Here is a 17,694-nt window from a genome sequence, read left to right as displayed (position 1 = left end):
CCCCGTCCGAAGGGATGACGTGAGTACAGACGCCAGTCCGCGGCCACCGCAGGCCGCGGCCCCGCCCCCGTCGAAGCCGGTGGTGCAGCCGGGCGACCGGGTGTTCTCCGGGATGGCGAAGGGCTCGGGGATCCTGATCCTCGTCGTGCTCGCCGGGGTGGCCGCCTTCCTCGTCGCGCAGTCGCTGCCCGCGATCGTCGCGCCCGCGCAGGACATCCAGGGCGGCGGCGGGTTCGTCGTCTACGTCTGGCCGCTGGTGTTCGGCACGCTGCTCGCCGCGGTCATCGCCCTGGTCATCGCCACGCCGCTGTCCGTGGCGGTGGCGCTGTTCATCACCCACTACGCCCCGCGCCGGCTCGCCGCCGCGCTCGGCTACGTGATCGACCTGCTCGCCGCGGTGCCCAGCATCGTCTACGGCCTGTGGGGCGCGTACACGTTCTCCATCGCCTCGGTGCCGTTCCTGCTGTGGCTCGAGGACAACCTCGGCTGGATCCCACTGTTCGCCGGGCCCGCCTCGAACGCCGGGCGCGCGATGCTCGTCGTCGGCGCGGTGCTCGCCATCATGATCCTGCCGATCATCACCGCGGTCGCCCGCGAGGTCTTCCTGCAGACGCCGAAGCTGCACGAGGAGGCCGCGCTCGCGCTCGGCGCCACACGCTGGGAGATGATCCGGATGGCCGTCCTGCCGTTCGGGCGCTCCGGGATCATCAGCGGCGCGATGCTCGGACTGGGCCGCGCGCTCGGCGAGACGATGGCCGTCGCCCTGATCCTGTCGATCTCCGGCGGCGTCACCTTCAACCTGATCAGCAACGGCAACCCGGGCACGATCGCGGCCAACATCGCGCTGCAGTTCCCGGAGGCCAGCGGCCTGGACGTGAACGTGCTCATCGCGAGCGGCCTGGTGCTGTTCCTGATCACGCTCGGGATCAACTCGCTGGCCCGCTACATCATCAACCGACGCCGTGAGTTCTCGGGGGCCAACTGATGACCATCGACACCGAGAAGCGCGACCCCGTGGTCGTCGAGCCCGCGGTGCTGGAGGTTCAGGGCCAGCTGCCCCGATTCGCCGTGCCCGGCGGCGTCGTCGCCGCCGCGGTGGTGGTCGGGGTCCTGTTGGCCCTGACCGGCTTCAACACCGCCCTGTGGGTCGTCGGCACCGCCGTCCTGTTCGCGGTCGGCCTCTACGCCGCGTCCCGAGCGGTGGAGGGCCGGCGCAAGGCCACCGACCGGCTGGTCACCGTCGTCGTCACCGCGGCGTTCCTGCTGGCGCTGCTGCCGCTGATCTCGGTCCTGTGGACCGTGATCAGCAACGGCCTCACCCGCTTCGACGCCGAGTTCTTCACGTCCTCGATGCGCGGGGTCGTCGGTGAGGGCGGAGGGGTCTACCACGCGATCCTCGGCACGCTGATCATCACTGCTCTCGCCGCGGTCATCTCCATCCCGATCGGCCTGCTCACGGCGGTCTACCTCGTGGAGTACGGCAAGAACAGCCGGCTCGCGCGGTCGATCACGTTCTTCGTCGACGTCATGACCGGCATCCCGTCGATCGTCGCCGGACTCTTCGCCGTCGCCCTGTTCACGCTTGTTCTGGGGCCGGGTGCCCGGCTCGGGTTCGCCGGCTCCGTCGCGCTGTCGGTGCTGATGATCCCGATCGTCGTGCGGGCCACCGAGGAGATGCTCAAGATCGTCCCCAACGAGCTGCGCGAGGCGGCGTTCGCCCTCGGCGTGCCGAAGTGGCGCACGATCCTCAAGGTCGTCATCCCCACCTCGGTCGCGGGCATCGCGTCCGGCGTGACGCTGGCGATCGCGCGCGTCATCGGGGAGACGGCGCCGCTGCTGGTGGCCGTCGGCGTCACGACGGGCGTCAACCTCAACCCGTTCGACGGACGTATGGCGACCCTGCCGGTCTTCTCGTACTTCTCGTACGCGACGCCGGGCGTGCCGCGGGAGCCGTACCTGGACCGCGCGTGGGCCGCGGCACTCGTCCTGATCATCATCGTCATGGTGCTGAACCTGCTGGCGCGACTCATCGCCCGCGCGTTCGCCCCGAAGACCCGATAAGGGAGCATCCCGTGGGCAAGTCGATCGACGCCAAGAACCTGAACATCTACTACGGGTCCTTCCTCGCGGTCGAGGGCGTGAACATGGCCATCCGGCCGAAGACCGTCACCGCGCTGATCGGCCCGTCGGGCTGCGGGAAGTCGACGTTCCTGCGCTCGATCAACCGCATGCACGAGGTCATCCCCGGCGCGCGCGTCGAGGGCCGGCTCGAGCTCGACGGCAAGGACCTCTACGGCCCCGGTATCGACCCGGTCGGCGTGCGCCGCCAGATCGGCATGGTGTTCCAGCGCCCCAACCCGTTCCCGACGATGTCGATCTACGACAACGTCATCGCGGGCCAGCGGCTGAACAACAGGAAGATGCGCAAGGAGGCCACCGACACGCTGGTGGAGCAGTCCCTGCGCGGCGCGAACCTGTGGAACGAGGTCAAGGACCGCCTCGAGAAGCCCGGCTCCGGGCTCTCCGGCGGGCAGCAGCAGCGCCTGTGCATCGCCCGGGCGATCGCCGTGCAGCCCGACGTCCTGCTGATGGACGAGCCGTGCTCAGCGCTCGACCCCATCTCGACGCTGGCGATCGAGGACCTGATCAACGAGCTCAAGCAGGACTACACGATCGTCATCGTCACCCACAACATGCAGCAGGCCGCCCGGGTCAGCGACTTCACCGGGTTCTTCAACATCGAGGGCACCGGCAAGCCCGGCCACCTGGTGGAGATGAACGAGACCAAGACGATCTTCTCGCAGCCCACGCAGAAGGCCACCGAGGACTACGTGTCCGGCCGCTTCGGCTGATCCTGAACCACCGCCGTCCCGGTCTCAGATCGGGACGGCGTCCGGTTCCTGGCCGGTGACGACGTAGACCGTCTCGCGGGCGACGGCCACCGCGTGGTCGGCGAAACGCTCGTAGTAGCGCGCCAGCAGGGTGATGTCGACCGCGGCGGCCACGCCGTGCGGCCAGTCCGGGTCCATCAGCACCTCGAACATGCGCAGGTGCAGGACGTCCATCGCGTCGTCGTCGCGGTCGAGCTCGACGGCCCGCACGACGTTGCGCGACCGCACCACGTCGGCCGCCTTCACCGCTAGGGCGACGGCGAGCCGGCCCATCTCCGCGAAGTCGTCGCGCACCTCGGGCGGCAGCGTCGGCGCGGGATGGCGCCGCTGCACGGCCTCGGCGACGTGCAGGGCGAGGCGGTTCATCCGGTCGATGTCGCCCGCGGAGCGGATCGTCGAGACGACGGCGCGCAGGTCACCTGCGACCGGCTGGTGGAACAGCAGGGCGTCGCGGGCGAGCTCCTCGGTCTGCGCGCGCAGCACCCCGAGCTCCTGCTCCCGCGCGATCACCTGGGCGGCGAGCCGCTCGCGGCACTCCAGCAGGGCCGCGGTGGCGTTCTGCAGGGACCCCGCGGCGTGCATGCACATGTGGCCGAGCAGCTCGGCGAGGTCGCCGAGCTGCTGGGACAGGGGTGCGGGGACCACGGGAGGTCAGACGGCGAGCGGGCCGGGCATGCGGCCGGTGACGACGTAGACGATGCGCCGGGCCACCGCGACGGCGTGGTCGGCGTAGCGCTCGTAGAACCGGGCGAGCAGCGTGATGTCGACGGCCGGTCCGACGCCGTGGGTCCACGCCGGGTCCATCAGCACGGTGAACATGTGCCGGTGCAGGTCGTCCATCGCGTCGTCGTCGCGCTCGAGCTCCTCGGCCCGGCCGAGGTCGCGCGTGCGGATGACCTCGCCCGCCTTGTGCGCGAGCTGCACACCGACACGCCCCATCTCGGCGAAGTACGGGCCGATCTCGGCGGGCAGCACGGGCTGCGGGTGCCGGCGGCGCGCGGCCTGGGCCACGTGCAGGGCCAGGTCGCCCATGCGCTCGATGTCGCCCGCACCGTGGATGGCCGACACGACGGTGCGCAGGTCCGTGGCGACCGGGGCCTGCAGCGCGAGGAGGGCGAAGGCCTTCTCCTCGGCGTTGGCGCGGAGCTCGTCGATGCGGATGTCGGAGGTGATGACCTCCTCGGCGAGCTGGAGGTCGCTCTCCAGCAGGGACGCCGTCGCCTTCGCCATGGCGTCGGCGACCTGGTCGCACATGCCGGCGAGCTCGTCGGCCAGGTTGTCGAGTTGTTCCTGGTAGGCGTCGCGCATGGTCTGAGACTAGAGGTGTGCGACGAGTCCGGCAGCGCTGCAGGGTGAACCGAAGGTGAACGCTGCCCGGCGGAGGGTCAGGCGCAGGTCGCGGGCGGTCCGGCCGGGGCGGCCGCGGACTCGGCGGACGGGGCGCGCACCACGCCGTCGAAGGAGTTGCCCAGCACCAGCTGGAGCACCCCGCTCGCGGCGGGATCGGGGACCGTCGTGGAGGAGGGGACGGTGCTTGCGAGCAGTTCGGCGGCGGCCGCGCGGTCGGGGGAGAAGCGGATGACGGTGTCGGGCGCGGTCGCGGGGGCGTTGCCGACCTCGTCGACCCGGAAGCCGAGCGTGCCCAGCGTGCCGCCGATCTCCGCGGCGAGCCCCTGCCGGTCGGAGGCGTTGAGCACGTCGACGGTGACGTCGGCGGGTGCGGGACCCGCCCCCGCGGCGAGCACGGTCTGGTCCGGCAGCGGCGTGTCCTCGCGCAGCGCGGTGAACAGGGCGGCGGCGTCGGCGTCGCGCAGGAGTGCGTTGCCCTGGCCGCTGGTCTCGGTCGCCGTCGGGACGGTGGTGAAGGCGACGCCCTCCGCGGCGAAGCTGCGCACGGAGCGGGCCGTGGCGAGGATCCGGTCGAGGTCGGCGTCGTCGGCGCTCAGCGCTCCGCCGAGCGCGGGCCCCAGCGACCCGATCCGCGCCGGGTCGAGCAGCACCTCGCGGGACAGCGTCTTCTCCAGCACCGCCGCCACCAGCCGCTGCTGGCGCTCCAACACCCCGCGCCCGCCCACCGGGTCGCCCTCGACGGTGCGCGCGGCGACGAAGTCGCGGGCCGCCAACCCGTCGAGCGTCGTGGTCCCGGCGCGCGGCACCACCGCCCCCAGCAGTCCGTCGACGACGGGCTGCTCCACGCACACGTCGACCCCGCCGACGGCGTCGACGAGGTCGCCGATGCCGTCGAGGTCCAACCCGACGAAGCGCGTGACCGACAGCCCGGTGAGCTGCTGGACGACCCGGGTGACGCACTGCGGTCCGCCGACCTCGAACGCCGTCCGCAGGGGCGTGCGGGCCAGCGCCGGGACGGTCTCGTCGAGGTAGTCGCGGGCGGCCGGGTCCCACCGGCGGCACGGCGGCCGGTTGACCTCCAGGTCGTTCGGTACGGACAGCCCCACGACGTCGCCGCCGCCCGCCGGGACGTGCGCGAGCAGCACGGTGTCGGTGGACGGGCCGCCCGCCGGGTCCACGGGCTCGGTGCCGAGGATCAGCACGTTCTCCGCCCCGGCCTGCGCGTCCGCGTCGACGATGGCGCCGGAATCGGGGTCCAGCGCCGTCACGCGGGTCACGGCCGCGTCGAGGCGGGCCTTCCCGACGTACTGGAACGCGGTCACCGCGAACACCGCGAGCGCGAGCGCCGCCAGCAGGAGCCGTCCGATGCCGGGTCGCGCACGCACCTTCCCGGGGGTCGGGGCGGGGGCGTCCGCGTCGGTCTCGGCGAGCGTGACCCCGGCGTGGGCGGCGGTGAGGCGTGTGAGGGTCTCGTCGATCCGCCGGACCTCCTCGGCCTCACCCGCGGCGGCCTCGGCGCGCTCGACGGCGTTCGTGGCGCTCGCGGTCGCGCGGCGGCGACGGCGGCCGGCCGCGGAGGAGTCGTCGGGGTCCGGTGTGTCGGACCTGCGCGCGGTGCGGTCGCCCGCGGTGTCGTCGTCGGTCGCGGCCCGGCGTCGGCCGGACGGAGCGAGGTCGGGTCGCCCGGGACCGGACGCGGGAGGGACCGGCCGGTCGCCCTCCGGTCGGCCGGTCGGTGGGGGCTGTGGGGAACCGGGCGGCGGGCCGGGACGGCGGGCACCGGGCAGGGGCCGGTCGAGGCCCGGAAGGGACCCGGGGCCGCCGGCTTGGGTACCGGGCCCGCCGGGATGGGTGCCGGGGCCGCCGGGATGGATACCGGGGCCGCCGGGATGGCGACCGGGTGCGCCGGGGTGTCGGCCGCCGGGAGGCTGCGGACGTCGGGCGTCGCGGGGAGGCACGGGTCCGGGCGGGCCGCCGCGGAACGACCCCTGCGGCGGAGCGGGGGGCGGACCCGGTCGGCCGGACGGCGGAGCGCCGCGCACGGGCCCCGCGGAACCGGCGGGCCGGAACGCGGGATCGGACCCGGGGCCTCGGCGCCCGGCCGGGCCCGGACCGGACGGGACGGTGTGCGACGGAGGGACGGTGTACGACGGAGAGACGGTGTACGACGGAGGGGTCGGGGAGCGGCGTCCGGCCGGTGACACCGGGGCCGCGACGACCGGCGGGACGACGTCGGTGTGGCCGTCCTCGGCCCGGCGGCGAGCGGCGCGGCCACCGGGGGCGGGATCGTCACCGCCGTCGACCAGGCCGTGACGGGCGAGCACGTCGTCGGGCCGGGGATCGCGCGAGGCACGGTCGTGACCGTCCTCCATCGCACCTCCCGTGACCCGCGGCTCCGCGGCTCCGTCGAGCGTACGGAGGCGCGCCCGTTTGATCACAGCCGGGTCACGTCATGCGCTCAGCCGGTCGTGCGCTCCGGCTGCGGGACGGAGCGGCGACGGGCGGCGGGGCCGGCGAGCCGGACGAGCCCCGTGCGCAGGTCCCGGAAGGCGACGGCGTTGCGACCGGCGCTCTTGGCCGCGTAGAGCAGCACGTCCGCGGCGCCGACGACCTCCTCGACCTCCGGCGGGTGGCTGTCGGAGTGCGCGACCCCGGCACTGACGGTGACGCGCAGACCGGGGTCCAGCTCGGCCCACGGGTGGCGGTCGATGCGGTCGCGGGCCGCCTCGCAGACCCGGACCGCGGCGCGGAGGTCGTGGTCGGGGAGGACGAGCGCGAACTCCTCGCCGCCGTAGCGGGCACAGAAGCCGCCGTCGGGGAGATCGGAGTCGAGCAGCGTGACCAGCCGCTGCAGCACCCGGTCGCCGAACTGGTGACCGTAGGTGTCGTTGATCTGCTTGAAGTGGTCGGCGTCGACGATCGCGACGGACAGTCCCAGCGCGCCGCTGCGGACGGGGGCGTCGAGCAGGGCGAGCAGTCGCTCGTCGAGGTAGCGGCGGTTGTAGCTGTCGGTGAGGCTGTCACGGCGGCTCTGCTCGCGTGCCTCGGCGTGTTCGCGGCGGAGTGTGTCCAGTTCGTCGGTCGGGGCCGGGCGCCCGCCGAGCGCGCGCATCGCGGCGCGCAGGTGCTCGTACGCCTCCTCCCAGCGACCTTCCGCGGCGAGGTCCTCCGCCGCAGCCGTGTGCCGGGCGACCGCCCGGGGCGGCGTTCCCGTCGTGATTCCCACCATGCCCACCTCACATCTCGTACTCCCCGGATCGACGGGTACGCGGTGGTGCTTGAGCCGGGCCACCCCTTCGCGCGCGCAGCCACCCGACCGGGGAGATGAAGATCAACTGTTGGTCACCCGATGAGTTGGGTCCGTCCGCGTCGTCTCCCGGACATGGAGCTCACACGGCACACGTTCCTCAGCCTCGACGGCGTCCTGCAGGGTCCCGGCGGCGCCGAGGAGGACACCTCCGACGGCTTCACCCGCGGCGGCTGAGTCGTCCCGCACATCGATGAGGGCTTCGGCCGGATCGTCGACGGCCGGTTCGACCGGGCCGACGAGATCCCGTTCGGCCGCACCGCCTACGAGATGACGGCGGGCTTCTGGCCTCAGGTGACCGACCCGGCCGACCGCGTCGCGCAGGTGCTCAACGGGCGGCCGAAGCACGTCGTCTCCTCGACGCCGGGCGAGCCGGCCTGGGCGGGCACGAGCGTCGTCTCCTCCGATGTCCTCGCCGCCGTCTCGGCGCTGAAGGAGAAGCCGGGCGGCGAGCTCCAGATCCATGGCAGCGGGCGGCTCGCCCGCACGTTCGCACGACGCCGGGCTGATCGACCAGTACCGGCTGCTGGTGTTCCCGGTCGTCCTCGGCGGCGGCAAGCGCCTGTTCGGGGAGGGCTCCGCCACGTCCGGGTTCACGCTGGTCGACAGCGAGGTCACCGCCCCGGGCGTGAGCTACCAGGTCCTGCGCCCGGCTGCGTTCGGGACCGGGACCGTCGTCCTCGAGGACGGCCGCGAGGTGATGGAGATCGACTAACCCCCGGAGTTCTCCATCTCGGCGCCGAGCGGGACCGTCAGGTCATCGGGGTCGTCGAGCCAGTGCTCCGGCAGCACGACCCGTCCGGGGGAGCCCTGACGGCCGCGCGGTCCGTCGGCCTCCGGGGGGAAGCGCTGGTCGAGGTCGAGCTCGGAGACCAGCTCGTCGAGCTCGTCGACACTGTTGATCAGGCCCAGGCGGCGTCGGACCTCCGGCCCCACCGGGAAGCCCTTGAGGTACCAGGCGACGTGCTTGCGCATGTCGCGGATGCCCTTCGTCGGGTCCGCGTCGGTGCGCATGTGCTCCTCGAGGAGCTCCGCGTGCCGGTGCATGGTGGCCGCGACCTGGCGCAGCGTCGGCGGCTCGGGCAGCGGGCGTCCGGCGAACGCGGCCTCCAGGTCGCCGAACAGCCAGGGGCGGCCCAGGCAGCCGCGCCCGACGACGACGCCGTCGCAGCCGGTGCGGTCGACCATCTCCAGCGCGTCCGCCGCGCTGAAGATGTCGCCGTTGCCGAGCACAGGGATCTCGGCGGGCACGGCGTCGCGCAACCGCGCGATCGCCGACCAGTCGGCCGTGCCGGAGTAGCGCTGCGCCGCGGTCCGGGCGTGCAGGGCGACCGCGGCGACCCCGGAATCCACTGCGCGCTGCGCGGCGTCGAGGTAGGTGTGGCGCCCGTCGTCGATGCCGATGCGCATCTTGACCGTCACGGGGATCGATCCCGCGTTGTCGACGGCGGCCTTCACGATCGACTCGAACAGCCGCCGCTTGTACGGCAGCGCCGCACCGCCGCCCTTGCGGGTGACCTTCGGGACCGGGCAGCCGAAGTTCATGTCGACGTGGTCGGCGAGCCCCTCCTCGGCGACGATCCGCACCGCGCGCCCCATCGCCACGGGGTCGACGCCGTAGAGCTGCATCGAGCGCGGCGACTCGTCGTCGGAGAACGCGATCATGCGACGGGTCAGCGGGTTCTTCTCCACCAGCCCGCGCGAGGTGATCATCTCGCACACGTAGAACCCGGCACCCTGCTCGCGGCACAGGCGCCGGAAACCGGCGTTGGTGATGCCGGCCATCGGCGCGAGCACGACCGGGGTCTCGGACACGAAGGGTCCGATGCGCAGCGGGCGGTAGCGGGTCGAGGCGGTCACGCCCCCGATTGTCCCTCTTCTCAGAACTCCACGGAGATGCAGGCCACCCGGGCCCCCGCGGTGCCCGCCTCACCGGGGCCGGTGGCCGTCGGCATGGCGTGGATGATCACGGACTGCGCGCGCCGGTCGGGGCCGAAGGTCCACGGCACCGAGGCCGTCGAGGTGGCCGCGCCCGACGCGTCGGTGGTGAGGTCGAGCCAGATCTCGTTCTCCGCGTTGGCGTAGACCGGGTCGACGCTGGGCTGCACCGGGTCGACCTCGTGCTGGTGGTGCGGTCCGGCGAGGTCGCCGGTCGGGCCGCACGGCTCGGTGTGCGCGTGGGCGCCGTAGTCGCGGTCCGGCTCCAGGCCGCGGACGGCGAGCGTGACGGTCGTGCCGGCGTCGCCGGTGCCGGCGCTGACGGCGCCACGCGAGCCGACGGGGACGAGCGCGGGGTCGTAGGTGATCCCGGTGCCGCCGTCGGTGCTGAACGTGGTGCTGACCTGCACGTTGCGGTCGGTCGTGGGGGTCGGCATCGCGACCGGGGCGATGGCGGAGCCGCAACCCGTCAGCGCGAACGCGCCGATCAGGCCCAGGCCGACGAGTCGGGGGGTGCGCATGGTCATCAGGATGGGTGGTGACACATGGTAGTACGTACCCACCCTCTGTTACACCGGATGAGGGACCGACCAGGGAGGCGACGCCGTGGAGGCGATCACGCAGGCGCTGCGGGAGCAGCACGACGAGCTCGACGGGGTCCTGGCCGGACTGGACGACGCCGGATGGGCGCGGCCCGTCCCCGACTGTCCCGGCTGGTCGGTCGCCGACGTCGTCCTGCACCTCGCGCAGACCGACGAGCTCGTCGTGTCCTCGATCGACGCGGGCTTCTCCGCCGCGACGGAGAAGATGCTCCCGGACGCGATCGGGGAGACCGTCGACCACACCGTGGACCGCCTGGTCGAGCACGAGCGCGGCGCCCCCGGCCCGGACCTGCACGCCCGCTGGCGGACCGCGTCGTCCGGGCTGCGGAACCTGCTCGCGGAGTCCGACGCCCGCCGTCCGATGCCGTGGGTCGTCCGCGACCTCCCGGCACGCACGATGGCGACCACCCGTCTGTCGGAGTGCTGGATCCACACCCACGACGTCGCGGGCGCGGTCGGCGTCGCGCTCGTCCCGGGTGACCGGCTGCGCCACATCGCCCGTCTCGCCGTCCGGACCGTCCCCTACGCCTTCACCCGCGCCGGCCTCGACGCCCCGGTGGGCCCGGTCGCCGCCCACCTCACCGCCCCCGACGGCGACACGTGGCGGATCGGCGACGACGGCGCGACGACGGTGATCACCGGCCCGGCGGTCGACTTCTGCCTGATCGCGGCCCGCCGCCTGGACCCCGCCGCCTCCGCGGTGACCGCCACCGGTCCCGACGCGGACGACGTGCTCCGCCTCGTCCGCACGTACGCCTGAGCGCGCCGTTAGGGTTGGAGGTGCGGGCCTCTAGCTCAATCGGCAGAGCAGCGGACTTTTAATCCGCGGGTTCGGGGTTCGATCCCCCGGGGGCCCACTTTACCAGGCGAAACGTGGCTAGAGGTGGGTGCCTGGGACGTCAGGAAGGGTGTCCAGAGCAGAGGACTAGATGCTGACACCTACGTTGCCCGTGTCGCTGCCGACGTCGGTAATGGTGATCTCTGTCGGCCACGTGGTAGCGCCGTACGACGCAACGGCTGATGACCCGACCGTCTGGAAGCACAGCAACAGAGACAGGTCGAACGATGTGCTGGGTACGTAGATCGTCTCGGCATAGAACCGCTCTACGAACTGCGCCGTGAACATCTGTGTACCTGTCAGCAGGAGGATCGGGCTAGAGGTTGTCGGAGTCGCACCTGTCGTAGTGAACCGAAGTGTGACGTCAGCCCGCGCCGAGTTAACGACTGTCGGGTAAACGCCTCCTGTCATCGTGATTCGGTAAGCACGACCGGCAACCACAGGGATGTCATCTAGCCGCAGGATGCCAACTGTAGCTCCTGTTGACGTACCGGTGTTGGATGTCCGAACTGCGCGGGCCTTGATGACGCCCTGTTCGTTGAGGTCAGATGCCCGTACTTTCTGTCCAGCAGTAAACGCCATTTTATAGTCCTAATCTGGTTGGTCGGTGCAAAGTAACCTCAGCCCCGGAACTAGCGCTGTATTCAAGTGAGTTAATTGTAAAGGTCTGCGGTGAAGATGTACCGGTGATGCCAGTGACGGTTGCCGTTGCGCCGCCTACCTCAATGATGAACGGGAAGTCATCTGCCCTTGTAGTCCAGCGCGGACCTGACGGGGTTGACACGGAGATGCTTGTAGCCCCGGCTGAAACACCTGTTACGAGAGTTGAGCCGTCAGACAACGGCCGCAGCAAGTACTCACCGGTGTCCCCCGTCTCTTCAGCCACCACGCCGATTCGCCACGGGTCGTAGAGCGAACACTTCAACGTGCCTACCCACTGACCATCTGTAATGGATTGTTCGACGCCCTCAACCAGAACTGACAGCGTGTCAACCGGTCCACCTAGTAAGTCAGACAATCCAGTGACATCCACCCGGCGACCGGGCACAACGCCAAGCCAAGCCGCTGCTAGCTCAGGAGACGCCCTGAGATCCACGCTAAGGCTCGGGTAGCGGTAGCCGGTCACTGTACCTAGGGAGACCAACCATCCAGCGAACAATTGCATAGAAGAATCGAATTGCGCATTAATGGTCACCGAAGAATCGTAGATGCCGACTGCGTTGGTACCTAGTGGTCCGTCAGAATCCTCGTAGACGGCGGTAGTTCCGGCAGAGCGCTTGGCTTCAACACGGTTACGGGTCCGCTGGTCATCGTCAACAGGTGCGAACGGCTGAGCTAGCGATGTAGCAGGGATGACCAACGCCGGTGATCGGTTCTCTCTCGCGTACTTCAGGCGCATCACCAAGCCATCGCCAATTCCGTCGTGCAACACTCCTTGGTCGACAGTCTCGCATTCACGCAGCAAATCAACCAGTGTGCTCAACGGCTGCGGACCCATCCTGTCAACCGGGCGAGACCCGCTACCCGGGATACCGTCGCCAAAGATGGTGATATCGAGGTTGTTCTCAGCAGCTAGGCGATTCATGCGAACGAAAGCCTGTTCACCGTTGTGGGCGTCAAGTTCGTCCTGCAACGTCTGCTGAGGGGTGACGGTGTCCTGCACGATGAGGTGACCGAAACCAACAGTCTTTAGCGTCGCATTGGGGTTCAGATGTACAGCAGTGACGGTGCCGAAGTTGTGAACCGGAATCGTTCCTGCAATACCCCCTAGGTTCGAGTACTGCGCGATTGTCCGCAGAACCCACGCGATGTCAGAACCTGTCTGTGTCATCTCCAATGAGAAGAATCGGCCGCTACCGTTGACTCCGAAGGCAATCAGGCCGGAGGACGCGACGAACTCGTCAAAGGCGTTGTAAGCCGTCAGCCTGACCGCACCATCAGAACCACGGTATGCAACATCCCAACGGCGAATCGTGCCCGTTGTGTAGACGCGCATCACTACGACCTCACCGGCATCATCAGCAGGGTCAGGGAAGCCAAACAGACAGCGGACAGATGAAGCACCGGTAGCCGGGTAGGCATCGATGGGAGCTACACAAGCCGCCCCGCCAAACTCAGGAAGAGCAGTAGAAGCGTCAAAGACAGTATTGGCTCCGAATCGCGGCGGACCACCTGTGAAACTGATGGACTGAGACCCTACCAACGGGTCAAGACGGGATGAGTTCTTACTGTCTTCACAAGGCCAGTAGCCAATAACTCCCGGTTCGTCAACCAATCCACGTCGTAGGGATGAACTGAGGACTGGAGATCCCTGAAGGAGCCGACGCAAGATCCCCGACGCTGACACCTGAACTTTCTTGTCACCACGGCCAAGGATGTGCAGCGGAGTAAACCCGTTCGCGTAGCCCTGAAAGATGCCGACGTCATCGATGGTCACACGAACCGGTGTGTTGCGGCGAACGTTGGGGCTACGCGGGTTGACATCGTAAGCACCGTCAGAGTTGTCAAGCGTAAACGTGCAGTTTGCAGGCTGGGACACGGAGGCTTCGTCATTGCGCCCTAGGCTCGTGTGGACGCCGTCAGCAACCCGTACATCAGTAGTGACGTCGGTCCACAGCCAACTACCAGAGTCGGCAAGGTCAGCGCCAAAGGCTAGTTCGACTACCAACCTGTGACCGTGAATCAACACACCGGCTAGGGCACCTCCGTACACCCCGCTTCCGTATAGTCCGCTGCCGTAGGTCATGAGACGATAGCTGCAATCTCACGGTTGACAAAGCGTCCGCTGCCACCCTGAACGCGGTACTTAGCTGTAAAGGTAGTGGTACCAGCGGCGCAGTTGACAACAGCAAAGGAGCTGTAAGCCTCAGCCGTTCCAGAACCGTTGTGACGTACTGAGCGGGCATCTGAAGCAGCGAGAGTAGTAGCGCCGGACGCTGCGAATGACATAAACACGTCATCGGTCGTGCTCAGTTGTAGCACCTCAGCCTTGACGAACACGATGACGGTCCGCGCTTCGGTGAGGGTCACAGCCACGGTAGGGCCGACTGTCCCTAGATCGACGTAGGAGGTAGATCCGGTGTCCTGCTGAGCACTAACGCCTGCGCCTCCACCAGCAAGTGAGTCGGTAGCGGTGTCGTCAATGTCTTGTAGAGCGGTGTTGAGTACGCCACCCCATGTAGCTGAGCCGACGACCGGCGGTGTGTGAGCCATTATTACTCCTAATTAATCTGAATTTGGCCGGTACGTACCAGCGACATGAAGAGTGATGCAAACGCTGAATCGGTGTTGCCAGTGAAAGTAATCGTTCCGCCCCCACCGCTACCTGCACGATCAGCAGGGATAACCCGCTCACCGGCCTGTAGCATCGCCATAACCTCAGAACCCTTAGCGCCTGGTACGACGCCTCCTGTGTGGAATGTCGGTAGCTTAGGAACTGAGATCGAGTTGCCACCGATGAACGGAACCCAACCCGGAACGGTCCAAGACAGCCGACCGATGGAGTTGTTCCAAGCCCTAGCAATAGCGTTGAACCCTGACTTGAAAGGACCGGAGATGGCATTACCAATACCAGCGAACGTCGAACCTAGCCAACCTGGAATCTTCTTGATGAAATCCCAAGCTGATGAAGCTGCGCCTTTGATGCCGGACCATGCTGAAGTCCAGATGTCTTGGAACCAGGTTGTTTGCGTAGCGATCCAGATAATTGCACCGACTAGCGCGACGATACCCGCGACGATCCAGGTAGTAGGTGAGGCTAGGAACGCAAAGTTCAAGCTCCACTGTGCGGCTGTTGCTAGTGCGATAACGCTGACTACACCACTTAGCAGCGGCGCGTAGGTACCGAATGTGTTAGCTAGTCCCTGCAAAGGACCGGGGTCAACCTCGTGCTGAGCGTCTGCTAGATCGAGCGTCGCTGAGCGTGCGTCAATAAGGCTCTGGTTACCATCAGTGAGAGCCTGCTCATAGTCAGCAGTCGCCTGAGTACCATCTAACCGCGCCTGGTCAAGATCCTGCTGAGCCTGCAAAGCTTCTGCCGACCCGGCACCGAACTCACCGATGGCAGCAGCAAGATCCTGTGTAGCTACCTTCTGGTCAATGAGCGCCTGGTTGCCATCTAGACGAGCCTGATCCGCGTCAATTCCTGCCTGGTTGCCATCTAGCACGGCTTGGTTGAGATCGGACTGAGCCTGTTCAACGTCGATAAGGGCACGTTCCATACGTGCGGCACTTTGACGTCCTGCATCCTGAATATCGGCGAACGCCTGCACTGATCCGGCGATGGCGTCGAACGAGTCAATAGCTCCGCTGACCGTGTTGCCCAGGTTCGACATACGGTCACCCATACTCTTTGACTCTTCAGCGGCCTTACCGATGTCCTTAGATGATTCGAGAGCTGCATCACCTACACCTTTAGTAGCAGCTTCAGCCTTCTTAGCTTCTTTAGCTAGCTGGTCAGCATCACCCGCAAACGTCAGGGTTACTTGGTTAGCCATTAGTCCACGTCCAAACCGACGTCACGGGCGAGTCCGGTAAGGGCATCTTCTAGAATGCGCTCGAACTCTGCTCTGTTTGATGTAAGCGTTGGGTACAAGTAGCGCCCTTGTGTCAGGAACGGACGAACGACTGACTTAGCCGGTCCTACGCGCCCTCCGAAGTCAAGCCACGGGTAGTAGGGGGCTTTGTTTCCACCGACCGCGATACGTACCGATGTCTGGCTAGAACGTGGCTTTAGGGACGCAGCAGCTCTACCGGTACGCCTAGGCACTAGTGTGCGGGTACGAGTAATCAGGAGATCGGCAGACTCGTTCAGCGCTACCCGTAGACCTTTAGCCTTATCCTTATCGATGGTCCGCAAAGCACGTTGGAACTCACGAAGACCTTCGACGGACACTTTGTCATTAGCCACGACGCTTAGCCTCCAATTCTTGTCGCTGTGCTTTACGGCCGTAATAGACGCCCCACCCTACGAACTCTTGAACGCTCATCTCTTGTCGTAGGCGTGAGACGGTCATGCTGAGCTTTTCGGCTAGGAAAAACTCGAACTCTAGGTCAGGAGTCGTCTCCATCGCTAGGTACATCGCTTTTCTGGGCACCCTCTGCTAGACCAGACAGCCGACGAACCGCGTCAGTTACCTTGCCGAGTACGTCAGGAGTAGAAGACTTCTGCCACCGCTCTACCTGAGCTTCGGTCAGCTTGGGCTCTACGACGCAGCACGCGATGTTCCGGCGCTCGACTAGCAGCGCGTCATCTGTGCCGTGGACGTTTCGCAGCAGCTCAAACCGGGTCAACCCGCGAACCTTCACGATTCGACCGTTACCTAGGTCGACGTCTTCGGTGTTATCTCCTACCTGGCTGAATAGGTCATCAGCGTTTGCGTAAGCCATCAGACACCTACCGAGTCAACGATGTCGTCACTGAACTGAAGCGAGCATGACCAAGTCACCATGTCGGCTACTGGGGCTGTCTCTTCGTAGCCGGTGACGATTGCGTCAACTGTACTTACCGGCTTGCCCGCACCGCTGCCTTCTGGCTTGTAGATGAACTCCACTGCAAGCCCACCGATCAGCGGACGGATGATGGCCCCGGGTCCTGTAGCTGTGCTGTCGTAAACACCCTGGATAGTTGCTGTGCCGTCCTTTAGACCGCTCTGGAAGTTCTTGCTGTTCTTGCCGAACGTAGTGACGTCGTGAGAGTCCGCTGAGCGGTTGAACGCTACGTTGTTGGTGAAAGCGGACAGGTCATCTCCGTCAAGTGAGACGAATGTATTCTTACCGTGAACAAATGCCATTGTATTCAGCTCCCTGAGCCGTAGATGTCGACGTCAAAGACTCCAGATAGGTAGTCGATGCCTGCGATGGTTAGAACTTCAACCCGCGCTTCTCGCACGGTTACTGCGTCGGCGTTAAGATATGTGCCGTTGTCTAGAGCTTGCTTAATGCTGGATGGACCCGAACCGGCTAGGAACAGGCTCAGTTCATCTCTGGCGCTTCGTGCGTCAACCTTGCCGACGACTACGTGAACCGGAAGCGTCAACCGATCAGAGCCACGGCCGAAGGTCTCATCGAAGGTGATCGGCTCAGGCCACCCCACAACAGCCGCAGGAGGCGCTACGCGGTCGATGTAGTACGGGTAGACCCGCAAGCCTTCAATAGACTTCAGAGCCTCACCTAGTTCGTCCATTAGCGCGGCAATATTCATAGCTACGCAGCACCCCACCAACGGCGGAACGCCCGTAGCGTGACCTCAACGTCAGGGTCGATCTTTGCTAGCAGCCGCATCTCAGAGCCCATGTCGAGAGAGCCAGCGACGCCGAACGGTGAGTCACGTCGTGCGAACAGCCGGGATGCCTGCATGAGACACGCGCTCTTCACAGCGTCAGGAACCTCTGTCCAGCCCCACAGAGCGGTTACCTCCACCTCACCAGCGCTCGACACCCACAGCTCGGTGTAGGGCTGTCCCTTAGCCGGTGCGTTGCGTGGTGCGAGCGTGTAGTCAGTGACCGCTACGCCGTCCTTAGTCACAACCAGGTCATCGGCCGTCATGAGGTCATCAATCTGGACGATGTACCGGCTGCTGCGACGGTCGTAGTTAGCTGTGTAGTAACGGAGTTCCGGCGTGGCTGTGAGACCGAACTCGCGGTTTGAAGCGACGTCGATAGCACGAGAGGAGGCAGCGATAGCCAACGCTAGAGTGACATCGTCAACGTCATCGGTGATGCGCAGGTACGCCCCTAGTTCTGCTGTCGTAGCGTAGTCAGTCATCGC

At 67.0% G+C, this 17,694-nt stretch carries 18 protein-coding genes and 1 tRNA gene; 6 read left to right on the top strand and 13 right to left on the bottom strand.

Translation table 11 applies throughout. From position 1 onward, the window contains the following. Positions 1-19: 19 nt before the first annotated feature. Genes pstC through pstB form a run of 3 tightly spaced genes read left to right on the top strand, consistent with a single transcriptional unit; the run spans position 20 to position 2,852 of the window. Entirely contained in the window at positions 20-985 is a 966-nt protein-coding gene (gene pstC, locus I4I81_RS21980; RefSeq protein ID WP_267461530.1) for a phosphate ABC transporter permease subunit PstC, read from the top strand. After that, positions 985-2,061: a phosphate ABC transporter permease PstA gene (pstA, locus tag I4I81_RS21975; protein ID WP_218604276.1), complete on the top strand. Its 1,077-nt coding sequence runs from the start codon at positions 985-987 to the stop codon at positions 2,059-2,061. The genes pstC and pstA overlap by 1 nt, the downstream gene beginning before the upstream one ends. Positions 2,062-2,072: 11 nt before the next feature. After that, positions 2,073-2,852 carry a phosphate ABC transporter ATP-binding protein PstB gene (pstB, locus tag I4I81_RS21970; protein ID WP_218604275.1) on the top strand — a complete coding sequence of 260 codons (780 nt, stop codon included), beginning with the start codon at positions 2,073-2,075 and terminating at the stop codon, positions 2,850-2,852. A gap of 24 nt (positions 2,853-2,876) precedes the next feature. Here the strand turns inward: pstB and phoU (I4I81_RS21965) are convergent, their stop codons facing one another. The 4 genes from phoU (I4I81_RS21965) to I4I81_RS21950 all read right to left on the bottom strand — a co-directional run bounded on the left by phoU (I4I81_RS21965) (position 2,877) and on the right by I4I81_RS21950 (position 7,470). Continuing rightward, the gene (gene phoU / locus I4I81_RS21965; RefSeq protein WP_226363504.1) at positions 2,877-3,536 is read right to left on the bottom strand and encodes a phosphate signaling complex protein PhoU; all 660 of its coding nucleotides are present in this window, start codon (positions 3,534-3,536) and stop codon (positions 2,877-2,879) included. A gap of 6 nt (positions 3,537-3,542) precedes the next feature. After that, positions 3,543-4,199, bottom strand: coding sequence for a phosphate signaling complex protein PhoU (gene phoU, locus I4I81_RS21960; RefSeq protein ID WP_218604274.1), 657 nt, complete (start codon positions 4,197-4,199; stop codon positions 3,543-3,545). 77 nt (positions 4,200-4,276) lie between these two features. Beyond that, positions 4,277-6,613: an LCP family protein gene (locus I4I81_RS21955; protein WP_218616295.1), complete on the bottom strand. Its 2,337-nt coding sequence runs from the start codon at positions 6,611-6,613 to the stop codon at positions 4,277-4,279. A gap of 86 nt (positions 6,614-6,699) precedes the next feature. Next, positions 6,700-7,470: a GGDEF domain-containing protein gene (locus tag I4I81_RS21950; RefSeq protein WP_218605735.1), complete on the bottom strand. Its 771-nt coding sequence runs from the start codon at positions 7,468-7,470 to the stop codon at positions 6,700-6,702. Positions 7,471-8,011: 541 nt separating this feature from the next. Between I4I81_RS21950 and I4I81_RS21945 the strand changes: the two genes are divergently transcribed. Beyond that, the gene (locus I4I81_RS21945) at positions 8,012-8,263 is read left to right on the top strand and encodes a dihydrofolate reductase family protein (RefSeq protein ID WP_225924656.1); all 252 of its coding nucleotides are present in this window, start codon (positions 8,012-8,014) and stop codon (positions 8,261-8,263) included. Here the strand turns inward: I4I81_RS21945 and dusB are convergent. Then, the gene (gene dusB, locus I4I81_RS21940; protein WP_372453697.1) at positions 8,260-9,408 is read right to left on the bottom strand and encodes a tRNA dihydrouridine synthase DusB; all 1,149 of its coding nucleotides are present in this window, start codon (positions 9,406-9,408) and stop codon (positions 8,260-8,262) included. The genes I4I81_RS21945 and dusB overlap by 4 nt on opposite strands. A gap of 20 nt (positions 9,409-9,428) precedes the next feature. Next, positions 9,429-10,007: a superoxide dismutase family protein gene (locus tag I4I81_RS31240; protein ID WP_267460884.1), complete on the bottom strand. Its 579-nt coding sequence runs from the start codon at positions 10,005-10,007 to the stop codon at positions 9,429-9,431. Between the two features lie 85 nt (positions 10,008-10,092). Here I4I81_RS31240 and I4I81_RS21930 point away from each other — a divergent pair, with 85 nt between their 5' ends. Beyond that, entirely contained in the window at positions 10,093-10,848 is a 756-nt protein-coding gene (locus I4I81_RS21930; RefSeq protein WP_218616294.1) for a maleylpyruvate isomerase family mycothiol-dependent enzyme, read from the top strand. Positions 10,849-10,872: 24 nt separating this feature from the next. Next, positions 10,873-10,945 (top strand) — tRNA-Lys (locus I4I81_RS21925). Positions 10,946-11,013: 68 nt separating this feature from the next. Here the strand turns inward: I4I81_RS21925 and I4I81_RS21920 are convergent. The 7 genes from I4I81_RS21920 to I4I81_RS21890 form a co-directional block, all read right to left on the bottom strand. After that, a complete protein-coding gene (locus I4I81_RS21920) occupies positions 11,014-11,214 on the bottom strand; it encodes a hypothetical protein (protein WP_218603962.1) in 201 nt (66 codons plus the stop codon). A gap of 295 nt (positions 11,215-11,509) precedes the next feature. Continuing rightward, positions 11,510-13,363, bottom strand: coding sequence for a hypothetical protein (locus I4I81_RS21915; protein WP_218603961.1), 1,854 nt, complete (start codon positions 13,361-13,363; stop codon positions 11,510-11,512). Positions 13,364-13,668: 305 nt separating this feature from the next. Further along, positions 13,669-13,956 (bottom strand): hypothetical protein, encoded by a 288-nt coding sequence (locus I4I81_RS21910; RefSeq protein WP_218603960.1) that lies wholly within the window; start codon positions 13,954-13,956, stop codon positions 13,669-13,671. A 191-nt stretch (positions 13,957-14,147) separates the two neighbouring features. After that, entirely contained in the window at positions 14,148-15,422 is a 1,275-nt protein-coding gene (locus I4I81_RS21905) for a phage tail tape measure protein (RefSeq protein WP_218603959.1), read from the bottom strand. 891 nt (positions 15,423-16,313) lie between these two features. After that, positions 16,314-16,718 carry a hypothetical protein gene (locus I4I81_RS21900; protein WP_218603958.1) on the bottom strand — a complete coding sequence of 135 codons (405 nt, stop codon included), beginning with the start codon at positions 16,716-16,718 and terminating at the stop codon, positions 16,314-16,316. A gap of 5 nt (positions 16,719-16,723) precedes the next feature. Then, a complete protein-coding gene (locus I4I81_RS21895) occupies positions 16,724-17,128 on the bottom strand; it encodes a hypothetical protein (RefSeq protein ID WP_218603957.1) in 405 nt (134 codons plus the stop codon). Between the two features lie 2 nt (positions 17,129-17,130). Then, entirely contained in the window at positions 17,131-17,691 is a 561-nt protein-coding gene (locus tag I4I81_RS21890) for a hypothetical protein (RefSeq protein ID WP_218603956.1), read from the bottom strand. Positions 17,692-17,694 lie beyond the last annotated feature (3 nt).

The organism is Pseudonocardia abyssalis (assembly GCF_019263705.2).
Lineage (GTDB): Bacteria > Actinomycetota > Actinomycetes > Mycobacteriales > Pseudonocardiaceae > Pseudonocardia > Pseudonocardia abyssalis.
Note: the sequence above shows the minus strand (reverse complement) of the source record. Positions and strands in the feature narration are given on the sequence as shown.